Here is a 19,926-nt window from a genome sequence, read left to right as displayed (position 1 = left end):
CGAAAATATGGGTGAAAATCACTTTTTTACTTTGAAACTCACGAGTATGCCGCGTCTCAACCCAGCCCTGCATACCCGCGCCAGTTTGGGAAACTATCAGTGTTAACGCCTTACGCGGTTTAAATTAAAGGCAACCAGGTATTCGTACACCGGCTCGGGGGCGAAACGATCTGACGGTATCACTGTTTGTGCCTTCATCACCTGGTTCAATTGCGTTTTTACCAGGGCAAAAGTCGCTTTTAACAGTTCGGGCAGTACGCTTGTCGCTACTGTAGGATAGTACTGTTTCTCAAAAGCTTTTTTCTCAGCGGCGGTAGCCATTTGTACCTCCCAATGTTCATTGGGTTTAAAACCATTTTCCAGAGCGGTATTTCCCAGGTCATAAATATATTCGCTGGCTTTGTAGTGTGCTGTTTGTTTGTCGGTCATTGCTATTTATTGTATGAGTATATACCTCATTTGTTGTTGCAGTGGTTAATTACGGCTTAGTTCGCTTTAGCGACTTTGACAGCGGTAGGCCCTTTTTGCCCCTGTTCTATTTCAAAGGTAACTTTGTCATTTTCTTTGATGGCAAAAGAAGCCGCGTTGACATGAACAAAAATGCTTTCCTGGGTTTGCAGATCTTTGATGAAACCGAACCCTTTAGATTCATTAAAGAATGTTACTGTGCCTTTTCTTACAATTTCTACTTCAACTTCCTCCTGTTTTGGCGTACCAATGAGGATGTCCTGCGCCAATACCTTTTTCCGATTACCGGGGTCCTGGGGCACGGAGGTAATGTTGCCGTTTGCGTCAACATAAGCCAGCATATCTTCAAAGCCCTGTCCTTTAACAGCGTTGGCTTTACGATCTTCGGCCTTTTCTTTTTTGTCCTGTTGTTTTTTGAGCTTTTTCTTTTCGCGCTCTTTCTTGTTAAATGTTTCGGTGGATCTACCCATGTTTTTGATTAAGTGTAACAAAAAAGCATCCCCCGGGTGGGAGGATGCTTTTAAAATGATGATATAGTGATTAAGCTATTTTTACATTTACTGCATTCGGACCTTTACGGCCTTCTTCAACGTCATAACTAACGGCGCTGTTCTCACGAACATTGTCAATCAGACCTGTTGAATGAACGAAGATTTCGCTGCCACCATTATTAGGTGTGATAAATCCGAAACCTTTGGCTTCATTAAAAAATTTTACTGTTCCTTGTTGCATTATATTGTTATTAATAAGTGTGCAATATAACTATAATTATTGATGTATTTTACTTTTCGTAAAATTATTTAACATTTATTTAATTGGTCGATGCGAAAAAGTGCCCGGAGCTCCGGTTAAAGGGTGTTTTTGAAGTATCTTTAGTTTTTAAAAAAACCTTGGTGTGCATTTTTATAAATGGTGTGCGTAGCCAGCATGCTGATCGTTTTGCTCTGCATCTTGTGTTGTGATCTCCTCAACCCAGAAAATTGGTTTAAATAAAACTTTATTTACCTGAACACGGGCCACAAGCGTACGCTTGCCGCAGCGGGGGCTTCGCTTTATGGCAGGGCAGTTCCGTTGTCCCTTTATGAAGTTAAGTAGGCTTTCTGCTCTTGAGGCTACGAATCATTCAGAATCTAATGAATTGAATAAATTTAATTGATCTAATTTAGGGATGGCACCATATTTACCGCTGGTATAGTCTTTATCAAATGACGCATCGTTTCTAACAGATGGGTCTTTAAAATACAAACTACTAATACTGGTTGCGCCTGTTTCATCACGTTCGGCAAATACCATTTGATCACGGCGTATAAACTTCTTTAATAGAGAGGTGTTGTGACAGGTACATATTAACTGGGCTCCATTTGGATTGTTATTATTAGAATTAAATAAGCCAATAATCATTTTAAGCAAATGTTCGTGAAAACGCGAATCTAATTCGTCAATCCAGAGTATTTTCCTTTCAATAAGTGCTTCAAGAATAACCCCTAACAAAGCAATATATTTTTGAGTCCCCAGGGATTCATCTTTAACCAGGTCAAATAATGTAGTATCGGTGTGTTTATTTTGATCGTCAAAAACTTTGTGAGAAGTCTTGAGATGAAAGCTCTCGTCAGCCGTAAACATGAAGTTAACAAAACTTTCAGACACTCCCATTTTTGATGCCTTTTCCTTTATTGCGGCCTCTATCCCTAAAAAATTCAAATCAGATTTTAAAATAATATCATGTATGCGTTCACGATAAACGGGGTTCTTTAAGAGATTGCCCGTGTGGTTAATCAATCGTTCATTATCCCCGTCAAACAACACTAAAGAATTCGAAAACCATTGCGATATACTCAAGCCAATGGATACGTTGAATTGCGCCAAAACCGAAATAAACAGAGCGTTTGACCTAACCAGTTCCCTTAATACATCGATTTTATTTTTTGGTTCATTTAGTAATCGTTTATCCACGTTAAGGGTGTTGGCGTGTCTTTTAAAAAGCTCTTCCTCTTTTCGTTTGTCTGTCATGTAAAGCCATTCATGATGAATCTCTTTACGGCTTATTATGAAACCGTATCTATATCTTATTTCTTTAAGTACAAAAATAACTTCAAATGAACTTGGGTATGAAAGCCGACTCTTGGTTAAACGAAACGGTTGTGTATCTATTTCTTGATTTGCCAAACTTTCTTTGGAAGAAGTTAAGACGAACTGTTGCATGAACTGAAAGGCTTTCAATAAATTGCTTTTTCCGGTTGCGTTGGCACCATAGACAATTCCACATTTAACAAGCTTTAAATCACGCATAAAAATTGGGTAAAAAATGTTACCCGGATTTTCTTTTATGGTACCGGCATCCATTCGGAACCGGGTGTTGTTTTTGAAAGAAAGGTAATTTTCGACTGAAAATTCAATAAGCATGGTATTAGTTATTAACACATTATCGGTGATTTCTCACTCGAATCAAATATATATGTTTAATTGTGGATAATTAAATGTATATTTTGTGAAAATTTCACAAAATCACAAAAATGTTATAATTAGCTTTGGGTATTAATTGATTATTAGAACGTTTTTTTAAAGTTGAAAATTATGGCAGATTGTAACAACTTATTTTTGGATTACAACAAAGTTATCACTCCGACAAGTATTCAGCGTCAGAAAATGAAAACCTCTCGTAAATCTTTGGAGACTAAAATATCTAACAAGCTTTACGATAAACTTGGCGTGTACCCTACCTTTTTTACACAAGGCTCTGATGCACCTAAATTCAAAACTATTATAATTAAGGAAGATAGTACGTTTGATTCTGACAGGGGTGTTTATTTACCCGGCAAACCTAATGTAAGTGGTGAGACTGTTCAAGGCTATATATATGATGCAGTTAAAGACCATACGAAAGATGGTGCACAACATCGTAAAAAATGTGTCCGTGTGCTGTTTCAATGTGAATACAATATTGATTTTCCTGCATACTATGAGGTTGAAGGCGAGGATTATGCTTACATGGCGGTAAAAGGAGAAGATTGGCTCAAAGACGATCCATGGCACATGATTACTTGGTTGACTCAATTTAAAGATGCTGACGGCCAATTTATAAGAATGATAAAGTATTTAAAAGGTTGGACATCTAAACGTAAATCACAAGGAAAAATGCCAAGTGGGATTGCATTAGCAGTTTGGGCAGCGAGACACTTTTCAATAGAAGACGGGCGTGATGATAAATGCTTTTTAAATTTATTAAAGGGCATTAAGTCTGCAATACAATTTTCAGTTAGTTGTTATGCTCCAGTCGAACCGTTCGATGATTTAACTGCTAAACTTAGTAAAAGATAATTTTTTAGAAGAGTTGACATTGTTTTGCGATGATGCACAGAAAGCCGTCGACGAAGAAGATCAGTTTGAGGCGTCAAAAGTATGGCGTAAGTATTTAGGCGATAGATTTCCAGAAGGCCTGAGTAAGGAAGATGAGAAACGTCAATCTGCACTTTTAGCTTCGGCTGGGATCGTTACCTCTGGGGCTTATTTAGGAAGGAGCGGGAACATTAATTCTACAACAGGAGTTGCACACTTAGCACACAGAAATTATGGGGGCTAAGAAATTGTATTTACCCTTTAAAGGTATCAACCCAATCAAGGTATTATTTAACGAAAAATATTTACTTGAAAAAGCATATGATTTTTTGAATGTGGCTATTCGTGGCAATACATTGTTTGCAGTAGGCTTTTGTCAACCAAGCGAGTATTCAGCAATTTATCGGTATAAATTAAGATTTACGCCTGGTTTGAGACCAAAAGTATTCACCTGCGAGCCCCGAATTATCTATAATAATGATATTCATATGTACAGTAGTGATCACAGCTTGTGTTTATATTATCCTAAAGATTACAGCTTTACCAGCTTGTCTAATTTGTATAATACAATCATACCTTGGACACATGAATGGTATCTTTATTACGAGCTTTATCTGCTAAAAGGTAAATGGCTACATCCTTACGTTGATCACAAAAAAATATAATTTATGGACTTCAAACCACATGTTTTTATTGGTTCTTCAAAGGAAGGGCTATACATAGCTGAGGCGTTAAAAGAACGTTTAAATGATTTGGTAGAAATCACGATATGGACAAATGCTTTTGATAATGTAAAAAGCAATTTCTCAAATTTAACCTCTAAAATTGCATTATATGATTATGCCGTGATTATTGCAACTGCGGACGATACCATCGTTTCACGAAAGAAAAGTAGCAAAGGCGCAAGAGATAACGTTTTATTTGAATTTGGATTATTTACTGGCGGCTTGGGCGCATCACGAGCTATATATATCCTTGAAAAAGGGTCGAAGATCCCGACAGATTTGTTAGGGGTAACATTTCCTTTTTTATCGAGTCAAGGAGATGTTGATTTTATTGCTTCCGTCGATAACTGCGCTGAAAGTATTCGAGAGCATATCAAATCGAAAGAGGATACATTTGATCTCGGCTTTTTACCTTCTACAGCTTTAGCCTATGGTTACTTCAAAAATTTTGTCGAGAAAACAGTCAAACGTTTATTAGAAGATAAGAGAGATAAAAAAGAGTTTGCTTTAAAAAATGGAGATGTCTTTTTCATCAAGGCTTTGACATTTACAATTCTTATACCCGATGATCTTAGTGACGATATGTTTAATAAGGTTGCGGGCAAAAGATTGAAAAGTGGATGGGTGAAATTACAAGTTGCTCCACAAGATGATATTCGAGATTATGACTTCTCCGTTGATATCTCCAAAGCCGAACATGGCGAAATGCACTTAGTTGATATACCTTATACATTAAATGCTTTGAATATGGCTATCGATTTGTATTCCGCTAAAGAACACTTAGGAAAGAATACACGCGAACAGGTGTTGGAATACCGCGAGATAAGGAATTTTAAAAGGACATTAGAATATCTTATAAAAAAGAGTGCTATATGCAAAGATATAGTCAAAATTGAAATTGTAGATGTTTAATGACTTTAAATTCTCGCTAACCGGCGGAGTACGCAACATTTGATGTTTTGGTGGGTACTCGTGACTGTCTCAACTATATAAGTGACAAAACACCAGCCGGATCAAGCAATCAATACATCACCCCCCGGCATAAACCTAAAACTCACTTCCCCCAATCCCACTAACAATCAGCTCAATTTGATTCAGCTGCTCCTTGCTCAGCTGTTTCAGATTTTCCTGGCTTAATATGGTCTTGTTTATTTGCAGGTAGTTGTTTTGTTCGTTGATAACGGTGTTGGGCCGGCGTTTATTTATAGCGCCCACCGTTTCAAAATAAAGCCGGGCAGCCTTTACATCGCCGTTGCAGGCAAGCTTACAAACATTGGCCAGTATTTTAGGGACCATATATTTAAACTGCTCCATTTCGGCAAGGTATTGCGGGTGTGTTTTATAGCCTGTAAGGTGTTTGGCAACAGTTTGCCGGCTCAGGCCGCACTCCCGGGCTATTACAAATTTAGGGGGCATGGAGCCATTTTGGGCAATCAGCCTTTCGATTGCCCGGCTAATAACTAAGTGGTTATGTTCCCAGATCTGCTCATTTGTTGATGGCAGCATGATCTCCGCTATTTTATCTATAAACTTGTCCCGTTCTTCATCCGTTAATCGTTGAAGCATTTCGGTACTAAATTCGGCAATGTAATTGCGCTCAGCATCGTTCAAATCTTCAATATCTGTTAAGGTGATCTTTTGCAGACCCAATACACGGTCGAGCTTCTCTCTTGAAGGCGTTAAATTTGATAAGGTATTTTCAGGTTCCATCACGTTCGGCAATCTTTTAAATAAAGATCGGGAATTTATTATGAATTTGCTAATATTTTTAGCAAATATATCGTGTTAACTCTGTAGTTTTGTGTATGTGACTGATTAACAACGTGTTATTTGTAAATTGCTTGTTGATGAAGAAAATAGTGTAACCCCGGTTAATTTTATTTTATTGATTATCAGGCGTTTGTAAGTATATTTCTGAAATGTGTTAACCCTGTTAACCCCCTCTGGTGCTATGGATATATAAGATAAACCCTCCCTTATGGCATCGCGGGGGCAAATTAACTATTGGTTCAGGCCAGGTGAAGAGGGCAAGCCCATTCGCCCGAAAACTTAAATTAAATGCGAAAAGCCGGGAGGCCGGCTTTTCATATTTGATAATATATTTGAATTGAACTTCAGCTCAATGACCTATTTGCGCTTCGACAGCCTGATGACGTTGACAGAGTAAGGCTGAAAGGTGTGTTTGAATGACCGGCCAAGCCCGGTTATGGTCGACGTAACCGGGACGATTTTCGTCGGCTCGTCAATTGTATTGGTATCTTCCGGTTTATCGCCCTTTAGTACTACCAGGGTGCCATTTGCAGCCACATCTCCGCCTTTTAGGCTGATGTCGATTTCCCGGGCCATATCGTCGGTATTTACCACCTTCAGATACACGTTTTTAGCATCCTGGGTACAAACAAAAAATAACGCCGGACGCTCGGCCTTAGGGCGCCGCGCGTTTGCCGGCCAATGGCTTATGCCGGCGGTGTCTTTAACTGCCGGTTTGCGTAAGGGGGCATTTTCGGCTGTTATTGGCACCACCTTGGTACCAAGGTAGCTGCCGAACATCTTTTGTACATAATAAGATGGTGAGCCATAACTTTTAAGGGCTGTATAACCAATCAGATCAGAGTCCCATTGCCATGCTTTAGGCTGGCCATTGCCCGCCTGGTTTACGTTCACAAATAATGGTGCATAGCATGACCGCTCTACCAGGTCGCTGTTGCGTTCCATTCCGGTCATCCAGGCAGCATCTCCGAGGGCTGCATTCAGGTTAGTGGTAGGCGCGCCTTCGCGGGTGGCCCATTCGCCTACAAATATTTTAGGGCTGGTTGCACGGTCATAGCTATCGTACTTCGCCGCGTCTTCTTCCATCTGCCAGGCCGATTGGTAATAATGCTCGTCAACCATTTCGGGTTTAACACTGGTTACCTTGTCGGGCTTATAACTTTCAATGGTTGAGATACAGCGTAACTGGGGATATTTAGCTTTTATAGCAGCCTGAAATTGTTTAAAGCGCCCATCGTAGCTATGCGACCTGTCGAACCAGTCCTCATTGCCTATCTCTATATCTGTGAGTTTAAAAGGGGCGGGATGACCGTCGGCAGCCCGTTTTGCACCCCAGTAAGTTTTGGTATCGCCGATACAATATTCAATTTCATCCAGCGCGTCTTTAATATATGGCTCCAATAAAGGCCCCGCATCTATGTGGTCACCACGTAACGAGTAACCGGCAAAAACTGCTAAAAGCGGTTCCATTTTTAAATCTTCACACCATTCTAAAAATTCCAGCAAACCCATGCCGTCGCTTGCACGGTAACCCCAGCTGCCTGTATGGCCGGGGCGCTGTTCCAGCAGGCCTAAGGTTGTTTTCCATGGAAAGGCATCACCCAGGTACGGCCCCTCTAAAAAGTTGCCGCCCGGAAAGCGTAGAAAGGTAGGTTTCATATCGGCCATCATCTGCATTAAATCAATGCGATTGCCATTTGGCCTGTTTTTATACGTTGGGGGAAATAAGGAAACGAGGTTAAAATAGTAAGTGCCTGTCCGGGTAGATGAAATCACAAAACGCGCGTCGGCAGTAGGTTTGATATTTGCAGCAGTTGTGATGGTTAACTCATGCTTTTTCCAGTACGTGCTTTTTTCGAGGTTGATTGTGCCCCTTGCGTAAATTGTTTTGCCATCGGTGCTTTCCAAACTAATGTTGATAATACCGGGGCCATCTTCTGTAACTGCTGTTGCAGGCGGAGCAGCATCAGGCCTGTTACCCCGCGGAAAATTGACAGTTCCGGTTTTGATATAAAATGAGCAGCGATAAGTAGTTGAGGGTGTAACCGGAATACCCCAAAAGCCGTTGTTGGCAATGCCCGTGCGGTTACCATTTGCCTGGCTAACCGTAAGCTTAAGGCAGGTGGTAAGCGCTGCGTTAATAGCATTGCGCCCCTGATCAAAAGGCACATTAGCCGGATCGGCACCAATGAGCTGTATCGATGCCTTGCTATCGCCATCCTGAACAACACTCCAGCCTTCGGGCTGGTTTGGGTTATCCTTGAAAACCCGGTTACGGATCAGTTCGGCATATAAACCTCCGTCATAGGAATGATTGATCTCCTCGGTCATAAGCCCGTAAAGCTTCGGACTTACGTTCACCCCTTTGGTAAGATCCAGGTTGAGGCGGGTTTGCGCCTGTAAACCGCTGAATGCACTTAAACATAAAGCAGATAAGAATAGTAGCTTTTTTGTCATTGTTGGTATTCCTTAATTATTCTGAAATAATGATCGGGCTGATGCATAATTGTTTTATTGTGCATTGCTGATGTGGAAAAAATCAAAATCAACATAACCGCCCGATTGCCTGGTTGCATAGTTAAACAGGCCAAAGCGATATCCCATAAAATGGGGGAGGGTATAAACCATTTGCAGCGGTGTGCCAATAGGTTCCCATTTGCGCCCGTCGAGACTATAAAAAAAGTAGGCTTTATCTGCCCGGTTAGTAAAATCGCAGCTTGCTTTAAGGTAAATGGTTGTTTGCTTTAGAGGTATACTGGCCGCTTCAATAGCCGATCCGGATTGTGCGCTGATCATAACTACTTGTTTGGATCCATGATCTGATTTTACACCAACGAAGCCGTACTTTTTTTGCAGTAAAACCAAACCTGCAAAGTCTCCATCTTTCATATTGGCGACATCAATTAAAGTTGTTCCTGAACATTGAGGGCCAATAGTGCGCTGCGTTAATGTGTTACGTGCCGATAGTACTGTGCTGTCCAGTCGCCCGGTGGTCAATCTCAGGTAGCCGGGCCGCTTTTTTAACGACCATAACTGATCGTCCGGATTGTGGTTCCATTGCCATACCAACGGCAGCACTGGCTCGCCGTTTTTACGGCTAAATTCATCCGGGGATACAATACCCGGCATCAGGCTTTTATTTGCAGGTAAATCCAGCGTATCAGGTGCTTTGTGATCAATACCCAATACAGGCCATCCATCTGTCCAGGTAACCGGTACCAGGTACGGCACCCGGCCAACGGCGCCAAAATCACGAAATAAATAGGCATACCAATCGCCTTTTGGGGTATTGATAAGCCCGCCCTGGGCCACGCCTTTATCCTGAAGCCCTACCTGCCCTTCATAAGGACCGGTCAACTTGTCGGCCCGGTGGATTAAAACGGTACGCATTCCCCCTTTAGGCCAGCTGATATTGAAAAGGTAATATTTCCCCTTAATTTTGAACAGTTGTGAGCCTTCGGCAGGCAAACCAATATTGGGACCGGCAGCAGCGCTTGCATTCTCGATCAGGATTTGCAGTTTTTTATCAGGATTGACGCCAGACAGGTCATCATTCAGTTCGGCCAGCATGATCTTGCCGCTCCCATAGATCATATAAGCTTTGCCGTCATCATCAAAAAAAGCGAGTGGTCATGTAATGCCGGTTTAAAGGACATTTCTTTCCATGGGCCTTCTTCAATGTTTTTTGTGGCGTAGATATAGGTTTTATTGGTAGTGCCCGAAAATGTGGAAACATAAAAAGTACCGTTATGATAACGCAAGCTGCTTGCCCATGAGCCCCTGCCATATGCGTTTGCTCCGTTTGCCAGGTTAAGGGCATCCCCACCATCAAGCGTATTATACGCGTAACTCACGATATGCCAGTTCACCAAATCTTTTGATTTCATGATTGGCAGCCCCGGATTAAGATGCATTGTGGTGCTGCTTGCATAATAAGTATCGCCAACCCTGATCATCGATACATCCGGAACGTCTGCATATATGATAGGATTTTGTGCTGTTTGCGCGTTTAAAGGCATAATTGCCAGTCGCCATAAAAGGCAGGTAACTGTCAGTTTAAGAAATGCGATATTTTTTGTTTTCATTCATTTTACGTTAAAAGTTAACCACTTCCCAATATGCCTTTTTTCGCTGAAGTTTTTCATCAAACAACAGCGGGTAGGCTTTGATAACTTTGCGGCTTGTGCCCTCGGTCGCAGCTGCGCCTCCGGCAATACCGCCACCACGGAAATCAAGCCAGCTGTACCGGTCTGACACATTCCAAAATGTAACCCCGGTTATTACCTTTTTGTATTTCCTGAATATTTCAAAAATGGCCTTATACCTTTCGGTTTGCTGAGCGGCCATAGTTTCCGTATAAGCGGAATCCGTTAGCGTTTGATCGCCTGCTTTACGCGGTGGGCCAGTACGTACCGTAACATCCAGCTCCGTGATCTGCAGCTTTAATCCAAGTGCTGCATACTTATCCATAGCTTCAGTTATTTGTTGCAAACTGGGGTCATTTAATTTCCAGTGGCCCTGCAAACCTACTCCTGTTACAGGCACCCCGGCGTCTTTAAGGTTCCTGAGCAATTTACAAATCTTATCCCGTTTGGATGGAACCTCACTGTTGTAATCGTTGTAAAAAAGCTGGGCCTCCGGGTCGGCTTCATGGGCATATTCAAACGCTTTGGCAATAAAATCCTCGCCGCAGATCTGGTACCATAATGAGTTACGCAGATAGTTGTCGGGTTTATCATCAATGGCTTCGTTAACTACGTCCCACGCGTATATTTTACCCTTAAAATGATTGACTACCGTGGTAATATGATCCTTAAGCCGCTTCAGTAACACATCTTTACTTACCTGCTTGCCCGTGCTGTCTTTAAACATCCATGCAGGTGCCTGCGCATGCCAAAGCAAATTATGGCCCCTGATTTTCATGTGGTGCTCTTGCGCAAATGCTACAATGGCGTCGGCGTTTTTCCAGTTATATTCATTTTCGCGCGGATGAATGGGTCCCATTTTCATATCGTTTTCCGGCGTAACACTGTTAAACTCCTTTGCAATCAGTTCTGCTTCAGGTCCGTTTATCGCGGCCATGTTAACAGCTACGCCAATAGGAAAATACTTTCGGTAATAATCTTTCAAACCTTTATCAGCCTTATGTGATGAGACTGCAGTCCGGCCATAATCTGTATTATGATGTAGTGCTTGTCGGTTCGTAAAGGATACCAGAGCGGCAAATCCCGTTAGTAACATCGGAAATTTTAATGTTGTAATCGTTATAAATTTCATGTTGGATCAGTTGCAGGTGTGATTTTAATTTATTTGAAACTTATCCAGTCGATATTAACGCCGGTGCCGCTTTTTAATACTATTACCAGGTTGGCGGTTTTAGATGGGAGAGAAGCGAGGCGGGTTTGTATAACTTGCCAATCGTTCCCTTCGGCAATGTTTGCCGAAGCCAATATACGTCCATTGGGATCGCCAAGCCGCACTTCTATAGTTGCTTTACTTGCTGCATTTGCCAGGATCTGCAATTCTTTAAACTTTTTGCTTTCGAAGTCAACACGATTGTAACGGATCCAACTACCTGCATTGTTGAACGTAGTTTTCCAGCCGTCAAATCTTTTTGCGGTATCAAGAAAGGAGATTTTAACGGTACTGTCCTTATCGCTATACCTGTCTATCTGTATTTTTTCTGAGGCTTTGGTGATCCCCACGCCACGTAGGGTTGGGATAACTTTTTTGATCGTTCCGTCGGCGTTAAAAAACAGGCTGTCGCACCTTATCGATCTGTTTTTGTCGAAATTCGGCGATAGGTCGTCGTTGTGATAAAACAAGTACCACTGATTTTTAAACTGGATGATTGACTGATGATTGGTCCAGCAGCCGGAAGCCGACTCATCCATGATCACGCCTGCAAATTTAAAAGGCCCCATCGGGTTGTTGCCGGTAGCATATTCCAGTCGCTCAATCTTATTGGCCACATGCGGATAGGTGAGGTAATAAATGCCATTGCGTTCAAACAGGTAAGGGCCTTCTTTCAGCCCTTTATCAGGCAGTTGGGCTAAAATTATTGGTTCTGAAGCAAGTTCCAGCATATTTTCATTAAGTTTTGCAGCATACAGGTTACCCTGTGCCCAATACAAGTAGGCTTGTCCGTCTTTATCAATAAATACATTAGGATCGATGCCATGCACCCCTTTTATAGGTTCCGGCTGTGGGATAAACGGTCCATAAGGTTTATCGGCCACGGCAACACCAATGGTAAAGCCGCGACCGTTTTCGCTGCCTTTCATGGTAGTAGGGAAGTACATATAATATTTGCCGTTGCGGAAAATGCAGTCGGGAGCCCACATGCTGTACGAAGCAGGGTCGGCCCAGGGCACTGTTGTTTGACTGATGATCATGCCATGATCAGTCCAGTCGGTGAGGTTTGCTGATGAAAAAACGTGGTAATCTTCCATGCAAAACCAACCAGGGCGGCCATGGCCGGGTGTTGCCTTAATATCATGCGAGGGATAAACATATACCCTGTCGCCAAAAACGCGGGCTGAGGGATCGGCCGTAAACTGGTCCCTGATCAATGGATTTTGCGCCATGGATCGCCCGGTGAAGCCCAGTACTGATCCGAATAGCAATAGCCAGAACTTAATATTTTTCATGAACGGAATGTCTTTGATCTGATTTTTTTGATCATTAATTATTTAAACAGGATGGGGGCAAATTTGTAAAGATCATTTCGCCAAACAGGCCAGGTATGGCCGCCAGGGTACTCGTAATAACTATGTTTTATCTTCATCTCGTCCAGCTTGCCCAGCATAACCTGGCAGTTTTTATACGCGATATCCTCCTTGCCGCCCATGGCAATCCAGAATGCTTTTAGGTTGCTGTTGATTTTGGCGGCATTTTTCTTCATAAAGTCATACTGCGTGTCAGCGATGCTGTTTTGTGCAGGTAAAATCCACCCCGAGCTGAATACACCGAGGTAACTGAATGTATCAGTATTGTAGATACCTGTATATAGCGTGTTGAGCCCGCCCATAGAAAGCCCGGCCAGGGCACGGCCCTGCGCGGTACGGTTAACCCGGTAATTCTTTTCTATAAAGGGAATAATGCATTGTTTTATTTCATTTGCAAAGGTTTTGAGGCCGGCTTCACCAAAACCTCCGCCGAAATTGGCATCGGGCATTACCACTAACATGGGTTTCGCTTGCCCGGCCGCAATCAGGTTATCCATGATCATATCGGTTTTGCCTTGGGTTGCCCAGCCGGTTCTCGTCCTCGCCGCCGCCATGTAATATATATAATGCAGGATACTTAACCTGGCTTGCATCATAACCGGGCGGAGTGTAAATGAACAATCTTCGCCATGATTTGGTGACGGTTGAAAAATAAGTTTTGATGCGGATATCGCCATGGGGAACATTTTTAATAGCATAATAATCGCCGCCGTCAAAAGGTACTTCAATGCCGCTCGCCATGCGCCCCATGCCATAAAAAGTTTGACTGGAGGGATCGGTTGTAGCAACGCCATCTATAATCAACGAATAATAATGGAAGCCTTCACCAATTGAATCTGTTGTAGCTGTCCAATAACCGGCCGTGTCTTTTACCATGTCATATTTCTTGCCAAGGTCAACCTGAACTTTTTGAGCATCCGGCGCCTTGACACGGAAAAGCACCCGGTGGTCGGGCTGGATAAAAGGATATTTTGAGCCTCTGATATTGGTAGATGCAGGGCCGCCCGAGATCATCATGTTATATTTATCGATATCCACAGGTTTGAACAGGAACTGCGAGAACAGGTAAATATCATTTTTCCAAACTTTAAAGTCGTGGATTCCCGGCTCGACATTGAAGATATGCGGCACATTTTTTTGTTCGAGGTAATCGTGGGTACGTTTACTGAACGACATTAACCCGTCGTGATCGCCGCAGGAGATCCAAAGCAGCTTAAGTTTGCTTTTAGCTGCATCGGGATCAGGTAACAGCTCTTCTGGTTTTTTAGTGTTGGGTGCCGACGAAAAGCCTCCAACCCAGGCAAATTTATCCAGGTTGCCCAGCCCAAAATTAAGTGACTGACCACCGCCCATTGATAATCCGGCCAGTGCCCGATGCTCGCGGTCGGTATAAACTGGATATTTTTTTGAATAAATGGGATCAGGTCATCCAGCAAGTCATGCTCAAAAGTTGCAAACGCGGCAACTTTATCCGGGGCCATTATATTGCCGGTGGCACGGTCGTCTTTCATGGCGCGGCCGTTGGGCAACACAACGATCATTGGTTCCAGTTTTTTATCGGCATACAAGTTATCCAATATCACCTGGGGCGTGCCCTGGTTAAGCCATTCAAATTCATCGCCGCCAATACCATGTAGCAGGTACAAAACAGGATATGTTTTTTTAGCGGTATAGCCAGGCGGCAGGTAAACTACCGCGCGCCGTTTGGAATCAACTGTTTTTGAGTTGTAGGTAACGGTGTCTAATTTTCCGTGTGCTATACCAGCGCGATAAGTGTCGAAACCGGCCGGTGAATGTTTAAGAGCTGGCTGTGAAAGGGCCAGCAAGGCAGGCAAAATGCCGATGACGGTGAGGTAGGCTATCTTCTTCATAATTTTGTTGTCAGTTAATCCGCTAAACTGATTGCCTTTCGGATTAAGGACGCTAAAGCGGGTTAAATTGTGTTAGTTTTTGCTCGTTTGAGGAATACCCGAAAGTAGGGCAAGCACTTTGCCGCGGTTAACACAAATCATGATAATGATAGCACGAATGTTTAAGACCTGAAAAATGAACCGTCAACCCGGTTTGTGTAAGTGGATAGGAAGCCGGAAAATACGCCCGCTATTCTTCTTTTTGAATAGTTAATTGTATTGATGGCCAGTTTGTTTTGGATATCTGGAATGCTTGCGGCGGCGGTTGGTTGCGGCTGATTGTAACAATCATATAGCATTTTTTGGAACGAAGCCATGCAGATACATTCGTGGTATCAAAATATTGGATTGTGGTAGCAAACCATTTTTTGTACGGATACTTTCGTACGGTCCGTAATCGGTATTCCGATTAATAAACTTCTTTAATAAATCTTATAAACCATGCAATTGAAAATTTACTTACCGAAGCCGGTCATGATGGTGATGGCATTAATTTTTTGCCTGTCATCCCTCCGGGGCACGGCTCAAAAACTAAAACTAAACAAGTTGGGTTATTTCGAAACGCCCGGCGTAAATGTCCTCGTATTCAGTAACCAGTATAACGGGATCTTTCAGGACGAAAAAACAGCAGGTGTTGAGCTGATACACCACGGCGTGCGTACAATTACAGGCGGCGCGGTACGGCTGCAAAACACACCCGAGCAATGGGACCTGGTGCCCACGCTGGTTAACCGTAAGGTTGATAGCATCAACCATCAAATTGATGTTACCATGCGTTACGCCGATTATGATTTTGATTCCAGGATCACCGTTATGCCGAAAGGCAATGGCGTTGAATTGAACTTGTTCCTTGATAAACCGGTACCGGAAAAGTTAGCAGGCAGGGCAGGTTTCAACCTGGAAATTATACCATCTGCTTACTTTGAGAAAACATTTTTGATTGATGGAAAACCGGGCGAGTTTCCGCTGTACCCGGCAGGTTTAACAAAAATGCTTCCTTCAAGCCAAAAAATCCCGCAGTTTGCCGGCCACGGCACATTTGACGATCGTGGCCGCAACGAATTTATCGAGCCCGCGCCATTGGCTACCGGTAAAACACTGGTGATGGCGCCCGAAGATCCTGAGCGTACCATTAAAATTCAATCGTTTGATGCCGACCTTAAGTTGTTTGACGGCCGAAGCCTTGCGCAAAATGGATGGTTTATTGTGCGCAGTTTATTGCCGGCAGGAAAAACGGGCAAAGTATTAACCTGGTATATTGAGCCAAATGCAGTACCTGGTTGGAAGCGTGCGCCCGTAATTGAGTTTTCGCAGGTAGGTTACCGCCCCGAGCAGCAAAAGACAGCAGTAATAGAACTGGATAAAAATGACACGCCATTACAAACCGCCACACTTTTTGAGGTAACTCCCGATGGGAAATACATTGAGCGGCTTAAAACAGCCGTGCAGCGCTGGGGGCAATTTACCCGTTATAATTATTTGAAATTTGATTTCAGCAGTGTGAAAAAGGCCGGGTTATATGTGATAGCCTACGGCGACCAAAAAACTAATGCCTTCCCCATCAATGCAAATGTTTATGAAAATATAGGGCATCCTACAATGGATGTTTGGTTCCCGGTTCAGATGGATCACATGATGGTTAACGAGGCCTACCGCGTATGGCATGGCGCGCCTTTCCTTGATGATGCCTTGCAGGCGCCTCCAAACCACCAGCATTTTGATACGTACCAGATGGGGCCAACTACTGATACCAAATATAAACCGCTTGAACGGATCCCCGGGCTTAATGTTGGCGGTTGGTTTGACGCCGGCGATTTTGATGTTGAAACGCCATCGCACTGCAGCGTTGTGCTGAATTTTGTTGAAGCCTGGGAGAATTTTAAAATCGATCGCGACGAAACATATGTAGATTACCCAACCCGATATGTAGATATACACCGCCCCGACGGAAAGCCTGATCTTTTACAGCAAATCGAACACGGTACGCTTAACCTGGTGGCACAGGTCGTGAACATTGGCCACCCGGCGCGCGGAATCATAGTGCCTAATTTGCACCAGTATCATCACCTCGGCGACGCCGTTAACGAAACAGATAACCTGCCTTATAACGCCTCGCTCAAGCCCTACCAAACCGACGGTAAATCAAGTGGTACCATGGATGACAGATGGGCGTTCACTACGAGGAATATAGCACTGGACTACCAGACTACCGCCGCCCTTGCCGCTGCCAGCAGGGCGTTAAAAGGGTACAATGATACACTGTCTGCTAAAAGTTTGCAAAGTGCCTTGAAACTCTGGCACGAAGATGACAGCCTCAAAATGCACATGGACTCGGCTGCCCGGGCACGTAACAGGTTCCTTGCCGGTAACGAAATGCTTGCCGCGCTCCAATTGTATATCACAACCAAAGATCAACAGTATGCAGATCATTTCAAAAAGCTGATTATGCCGATGCTTGATCGCTTTCCCGGCTTTGTTATGATAAGCGCGCTGCACGCTTACCCTTATATGGATAAAGATTACCAGGATAAAATCGCAGCCTATATGCAAAAGTACAAGGCTTCATGTGATGAGTACGATAAACAAAATCCCTATGGTGTGCCGGTTACTCCAGGTGGCTGGGGTGGTAGCGGGCAGGTGATCAATTACGCCATTACCAACTATTACGCCAATAAGTATTTCCCTAATATAATCGGTCCGGAATATGTTTACAAAGGCTTGAATTATATCTTCGGGTGCCATCCTTATTCCAATCTTTCGTTTGTATCGGCTGTCGGTGTACGTTCAAAAAAGTAACCTACGGTAATAACCGGGCTGACTTCAGGTTTATTGCCGGTGGCGTAGTACCCGGTATCCTGCTGCTTAAACCCGATTTTCCGGAGAATAAGGAAGACTGGCCGTTTTTCTGGGGGAGAATGAAGTTACAATAGCCGGCTGTGCGCAGTACATTGTTTTGTCAGGAGCTGCTAATCAGTTAGGTCAGCATAATTAACAAGTTAAAGGAGCATTATTTCAAATTAAACAATCACTTCCCCGATTTCGAATAAAGGGATCGGGGAGGTGGATTTAACCTAAGTACAATCACCAAATGAAGTTTAAATTTTTCATAGACAAGATCATTAAGAAAAGTAAATTTAAAAAAAGAGATCAGGATTGTTTTTAACAAATACCTTATACCATTTTTCAATGAATTCACTTTCTTTAGTATCTCCTTGATCCTTATGGAAACGACTTTCCCATTTCCCTAATGCATACTGTAAAAAATAAAATCCAGCATCGTTAAGATCAGAGTTTTTTAGCTCACTATTAATAGTTATATCTGACAGACCATTGTATTTAATGACGTTGGTTAATTGTTTTTTTTGCAAGAAATCAATTAGCTGAAAGAAACGCCTGTATAAGATTTCGTTCGGTATATCTGCAAAACCTGCTAAAGTGTGTCGATCTGTAACGTCTTTTAAACCTACTATCGATTCGATTAAAAAGTCTTTGTCAGTCCTTGGATATCGTTCAGCCATCGGTTTAGTAATAATAACGTTAATTATGCAAAAAAGGTTGGTTATTTCGATATATCAAAATAACCAACCTTAAATACTTTATTTTTAGAGGACTGTTTATACCAAGAAGCCCTGCTGGCATTTTGCCGGCAGGGCTTCTTGGTGTATGGCCATGTGAATGTAATTGGTATTTACTCTTTAAAAAGCAAAGGCGCAAGTTCGTAAAGACTACGGCGCCAGGTCAGGAACTCATGTGCGGTGTTTTCAGAAATGTAAGATACCGCGTCATATCCCGCACCTTTTAAGGCAACCACGGCATTTTTAACGCCATCGGGCCGTTCCTTGCTGCCGCAGCTTATGAATATCAGTTTAGGTTTGGTTTTGTCTTTAAGCTCATCCGGCGAATAAGTTCCGCCGCTAAGCAGGGCATAATAGGCAAAAAGCTCGGGCTTGTTTAGTGTTATCATATGCGTTTCCATACCGCCCATTGATAATCCCCCCATCGCACGGTGAGCCCTGTCTGCACGTGTGCGGAAGCTTGCATCAACGTAGGGGATAAGCTCGTCAGTTAAAACTGTTTGAAAGTGATCAATCTTAAAACTTTTAAATGCGCCAGGGCCGGGCTTCACGTCGTTGGTCATGCCGTAAGTCATTACAATAATGAATGGCTGTATTTTACCGGTTGCAATTAAGTTATCCATAATCAGGTTGGCATGGCCCTGGTTGCTCCACGCGGTTTCATCTTCGCCCCAGCCATGCTGCAGATATAGTACCGGATATTTTTTTGATTTATCCTTTTCGTACCCTGGTGGCGTGTAAACAAAAGCCCTGCGCTGGGTATTAGTGCTTTTTGAAGGAAAAAGGATCTGCTGTACATTGCCATGCGGAACATCTTTAAGCGCATAAAAATCCTGGTCGTGTGCGGGGATCTCAATGCCGCTTTCCCAACGTGTGGATCCATAAAAATTTAATGTGCCCGGATCGTTAAATACCCCGCCATCGATGGTTAAGTGGTAGTAATGAAATCCTTCATCCATCGGGCCTTCTGTAGTGCCGGTCCAGAACCCATCAGCTCCTTTTGTGAGTTTGGTGCCCCCGCGCCCGCCAAGGCCAAGGCTGACTTTTATGCTGTCGGACTGTGGAGCCTTAATACGAAAGCGCGCGTAGCCTTGCGAGTTTACCTGTGGGTACTCTTGTCCCGGCTGGTTAAAAGTTGATGGTTTGAAATCTTCGGCAATTGAAGCTGTTTGTGCCATGCAGAGACTGGAGGCACATGTAACGGCCAACAAGGCAAGTAAACATTTTGGTTTCATAATAGAATATTGAGGTTTATAAATTGTGGATATAATGAAGCACCGGGGTTGTCTTGAGCCGGTAAAACATCGGAATGCGATAAATGGATTAAATCATGGTTAATTGTTTTTATTACACATATTTTGGTGGTTGCTTTGGTTTTACTTTTACCGGAGCCCGTTTTCGTTGTTTATGAAAA

General features: G+C 43.1%; 17 protein-coding genes and 1 pseudogene. 4 read left to right on the top strand and 14 right to left on the bottom strand.

The genetic code is table 11. The features are described from left to right. Positions 1-102: 102 nt before the first annotated feature. From ACQ86K_RS15250 to ACQ86K_RS15235, 4 genes are all read right to left on the bottom strand, one after another. Complete coding sequence (locus tag ACQ86K_RS15250; protein ID WP_091164020.1) at positions 103-429, bottom strand: hypothetical protein; 327 nt, start codon at positions 427-429, stop codon at positions 103-105. A 56-nt stretch (positions 430-485) separates the two neighbouring features. Then, positions 486-938 (bottom strand): cold-shock protein, encoded by a 453-nt coding sequence (locus tag ACQ86K_RS15245; protein ID WP_091164023.1) that lies wholly within the window; start codon positions 936-938, stop codon positions 486-488. A 70-nt stretch (positions 939-1,008) separates the two neighbouring features. Then, positions 1,009-1,200 carry a cold-shock protein gene (locus tag ACQ86K_RS15240; protein ID WP_090527544.1) on the bottom strand — a complete coding sequence of 64 codons (192 nt, stop codon included), beginning with the start codon at positions 1,198-1,200 and terminating at the stop codon, positions 1,009-1,011. Positions 1,201-1,587: 387 nt separating this feature from the next. Further along, complete coding sequence (locus tag ACQ86K_RS15235; RefSeq protein WP_431200671.1) at positions 1,588-2,811, bottom strand: AAA family ATPase; 1,224 nt, start codon at positions 2,809-2,811, stop codon at positions 1,588-1,590. A gap of 231 nt (positions 2,812-3,042) precedes the next feature. On the opposite strand from ACQ86K_RS15235, the gene ACQ86K_RS15230 reads away from it, so the two are divergent. From ACQ86K_RS15230 to ACQ86K_RS15220, 3 genes are all read left to right on the top strand, one after another. After that, a complete protein-coding gene (locus ACQ86K_RS15230; RefSeq protein ID WP_091164029.1) occupies positions 3,043-3,786 on the top strand; it encodes a cyclic GMP-AMP synthase DncV-like nucleotidyltransferase in 744 nt (247 codons plus the stop codon). 251 nt (positions 3,787-4,037) lie between these two features. Next, positions 4,038-4,469, top strand: coding sequence for a hypothetical protein (locus ACQ86K_RS15225; RefSeq protein ID WP_091164034.1), 432 nt, complete (start codon positions 4,038-4,040; stop codon positions 4,467-4,469). 3 nt (positions 4,470-4,472) lie between these two features. Continuing rightward, complete coding sequence (locus ACQ86K_RS15220) at positions 4,473-5,441, top strand: STING domain-containing protein (protein WP_091164037.1); 969 nt, start codon at positions 4,473-4,475, stop codon at positions 5,439-5,441. A gap of 135 nt (positions 5,442-5,576) precedes the next feature. On the opposite strand, the gene ACQ86K_RS15215 is transcribed toward ACQ86K_RS15220, so the two are convergent. From ACQ86K_RS15215 to ACQ86K_RS15180, 8 genes and pseudogenes are all read right to left on the bottom strand, one after another. Next, positions 5,577-6,239 (bottom strand): hypothetical protein, encoded by a 663-nt coding sequence (locus ACQ86K_RS15215; RefSeq protein WP_431200670.1) that lies wholly within the window; start codon positions 6,237-6,239, stop codon positions 5,577-5,579. A gap of 417 nt (positions 6,240-6,656) precedes the next feature. After that, entirely contained in the window at positions 6,657-8,756 is a 2,100-nt protein-coding gene (locus ACQ86K_RS15210; RefSeq protein WP_091164043.1) for an alpha-L-arabinofuranosidase C-terminal domain-containing protein, read from the bottom strand. Between the two features lie 54 nt (positions 8,757-8,810). Next, positions 8,811-9,893, bottom strand: a complete 1,083-nt coding sequence (locus tag ACQ86K_RS15205) for a family 43 glycosylhydrolase (protein WP_431200669.1) — start codon at positions 9,891-9,893, stop codon at positions 8,811-8,813. After that, entirely contained in the window at positions 9,890-10,384 is a 495-nt protein-coding gene (locus ACQ86K_RS15200; RefSeq protein WP_431200668.1) for a family 43 glycosylhydrolase, read from the bottom strand. Before ACQ86K_RS15200 ends, ACQ86K_RS15205 begins: the two co-directional genes overlap by 4 nt. Positions 10,385-10,394: 10 nt before the next feature. Further along, positions 10,395-11,429: an endo-1,4-beta-xylanase gene (locus ACQ86K_RS15195; protein WP_256337366.1), complete on the bottom strand. Its 1,035-nt coding sequence runs from the start codon at positions 11,427-11,429 to the stop codon at positions 10,395-10,397. Between the two features lie 176 nt (positions 11,430-11,605). Beyond that, entirely contained in the window at positions 11,606-12,949 is a 1,344-nt protein-coding gene (locus tag ACQ86K_RS15190; protein WP_091164047.1) for a family 43 glycosylhydrolase, read from the bottom strand. 38 nt (positions 12,950-12,987) lie between these two features. Beyond that, positions 12,988-13,581 (bottom strand): alpha/beta hydrolase, encoded by a 594-nt coding sequence (locus tag ACQ86K_RS15185; protein ID WP_431200667.1) that lies wholly within the window; start codon positions 13,579-13,581, stop codon positions 12,988-12,990. After that, positions 13,517-14,898: pseudogene (locus tag ACQ86K_RS15180) on the bottom strand (alpha/beta hydrolase-fold protein). The gene ACQ86K_RS15185 and the pseudogene ACQ86K_RS15180 overlap by 65 nt, the downstream one beginning before the upstream one ends. A gap of 486 nt (positions 14,899-15,384) precedes the next feature. On the opposite strand from ACQ86K_RS15180, the gene ACQ86K_RS15175 reads away from it, so the two are divergent. Next, positions 15,385-17,733: a glycoside hydrolase family 9 protein gene (locus ACQ86K_RS15175; protein ID WP_431200666.1), complete on the top strand. Its 2,349-nt coding sequence runs from the start codon at positions 15,385-15,387 to the stop codon at positions 17,731-17,733. 338 nt (positions 17,734-18,071) lie between these two features. On the opposite strand, the gene ACQ86K_RS15170 is transcribed toward ACQ86K_RS15175, so the two are convergent. Continuing rightward, complete coding sequence (locus ACQ86K_RS15170) at positions 18,072-18,455, bottom strand: hypothetical protein (RefSeq protein ID WP_091164055.1); 384 nt, start codon at positions 18,453-18,455, stop codon at positions 18,072-18,074. 170 nt (positions 18,456-18,625) lie between these two features. Then, entirely contained in the window at positions 18,626-19,747 is a 1,122-nt protein-coding gene (locus ACQ86K_RS15165) for an alpha/beta hydrolase-fold protein (RefSeq protein WP_091164058.1), read from the bottom strand. Positions 19,748-19,926: the final 179 nt, after the last annotated feature.

Origin of the sequence: Mucilaginibacter sp. P19, assembly GCF_050632265.1 — a bacterium.
In the GTDB taxonomy this organism is placed as follows: Bacteria; Bacteroidota; Bacteroidia; order Sphingobacteriales; family Sphingobacteriaceae; genus Mucilaginibacter; species Mucilaginibacter gossypii.
Note: the sequence above shows the minus strand (reverse complement) of the source record. Positions and strands in the feature narration are given on the sequence as shown.

What these genes read in the sequence shown, in the direction of transcription:
- ACQ86K_RS15250 (WP_091164020.1), bottom strand. Translation starts at nt 429, where the DNA reads ATGACCGACAAACAAACAGCACACTACAAAGCCAGCGAATATATTTAT.
- ACQ86K_RS15245 (WP_091164023.1), bottom strand. Translation starts at nt 938, where the DNA reads ATGGGTAGATCCACCGAAACATTTAACAAGAAAGAGCGCGAAAAGAAA.
- ACQ86K_RS15240 (WP_090527544.1), bottom strand. Translation starts at nt 1,200, where the DNA reads ATGCAACAAGGAACAGTAAAATTTTTTAATGAAGCCAAAGGTTTCGGA.
- ACQ86K_RS15235 (WP_431200671.1), bottom strand. Translation starts at nt 2,811, where the DNA reads ATGGATGCCGGTACCATAAAAGAAAATCCGGGTAACATTTTTTACCCA.
- ACQ86K_RS15230 (WP_091164029.1), top strand. Translation starts at nt 3,043, where the DNA reads ATGGCAGATTGTAACAACTTATTTTTGGATTACAACAAAGTTATCACT.
- ACQ86K_RS15225 (WP_091164034.1), top strand. Translation starts at nt 4,038, where the DNA reads ATGGGGGCTAAGAAATTGTATTTACCCTTTAAAGGTATCAACCCAATC.
- ACQ86K_RS15220 (WP_091164037.1), top strand. Translation starts at nt 4,473, where the DNA reads ATGGACTTCAAACCACATGTTTTTATTGGTTCTTCAAAGGAAGGGCTA.
- ACQ86K_RS15215 (WP_431200670.1), bottom strand. Translation starts at nt 6,239, where the DNA reads ATGGAACCTGAAAATACCTTATCAAATTTAACGCCTTCAAGAGAGAAG.
- ACQ86K_RS15210 (WP_091164043.1), bottom strand. Translation starts at nt 8,756, where the DNA reads ATGACAAAAAAGCTACTATTCTTATCTGCTTTATGTTTAAGTGCATTC.
- ACQ86K_RS15205 (WP_431200669.1), bottom strand. Translation starts at nt 9,893, where the DNA reads ATGATCTATGGGAGCGGCAAGATCATGCTGGCCGAACTGAATGATGAC.
- ACQ86K_RS15200 (WP_431200668.1), bottom strand. Translation starts at nt 10,384, where the DNA reads ATGAAAACAAAAAATATCGCATTTCTTAAACTGACAGTTACCTGCCTT.
- ACQ86K_RS15190 (WP_091164047.1), bottom strand. Translation starts at nt 12,949, where the DNA reads ATGAAAAATATTAAGTTCTGGCTATTGCTATTCGGATCAGTACTGGGC.
- ACQ86K_RS15185 (WP_431200667.1), bottom strand. Translation starts at nt 13,581, where the DNA reads ATGGCGGCGGCGAGGACGAGAACCGGCTGGGCAACCCAAGGCAAAACC.
- ACQ86K_RS15170 (WP_091164055.1), bottom strand. Translation starts at nt 18,455, where the DNA reads ATGGCTGAACGATATCCAAGGACTGACAAAGACTTTTTAATCGAATCG.
- ACQ86K_RS15165 (WP_091164058.1), bottom strand. Translation starts at nt 19,747, where the DNA reads ATGAAACCAAAATGTTTACTTGCCTTGTTGGCCGTTACATGTGCCTCC.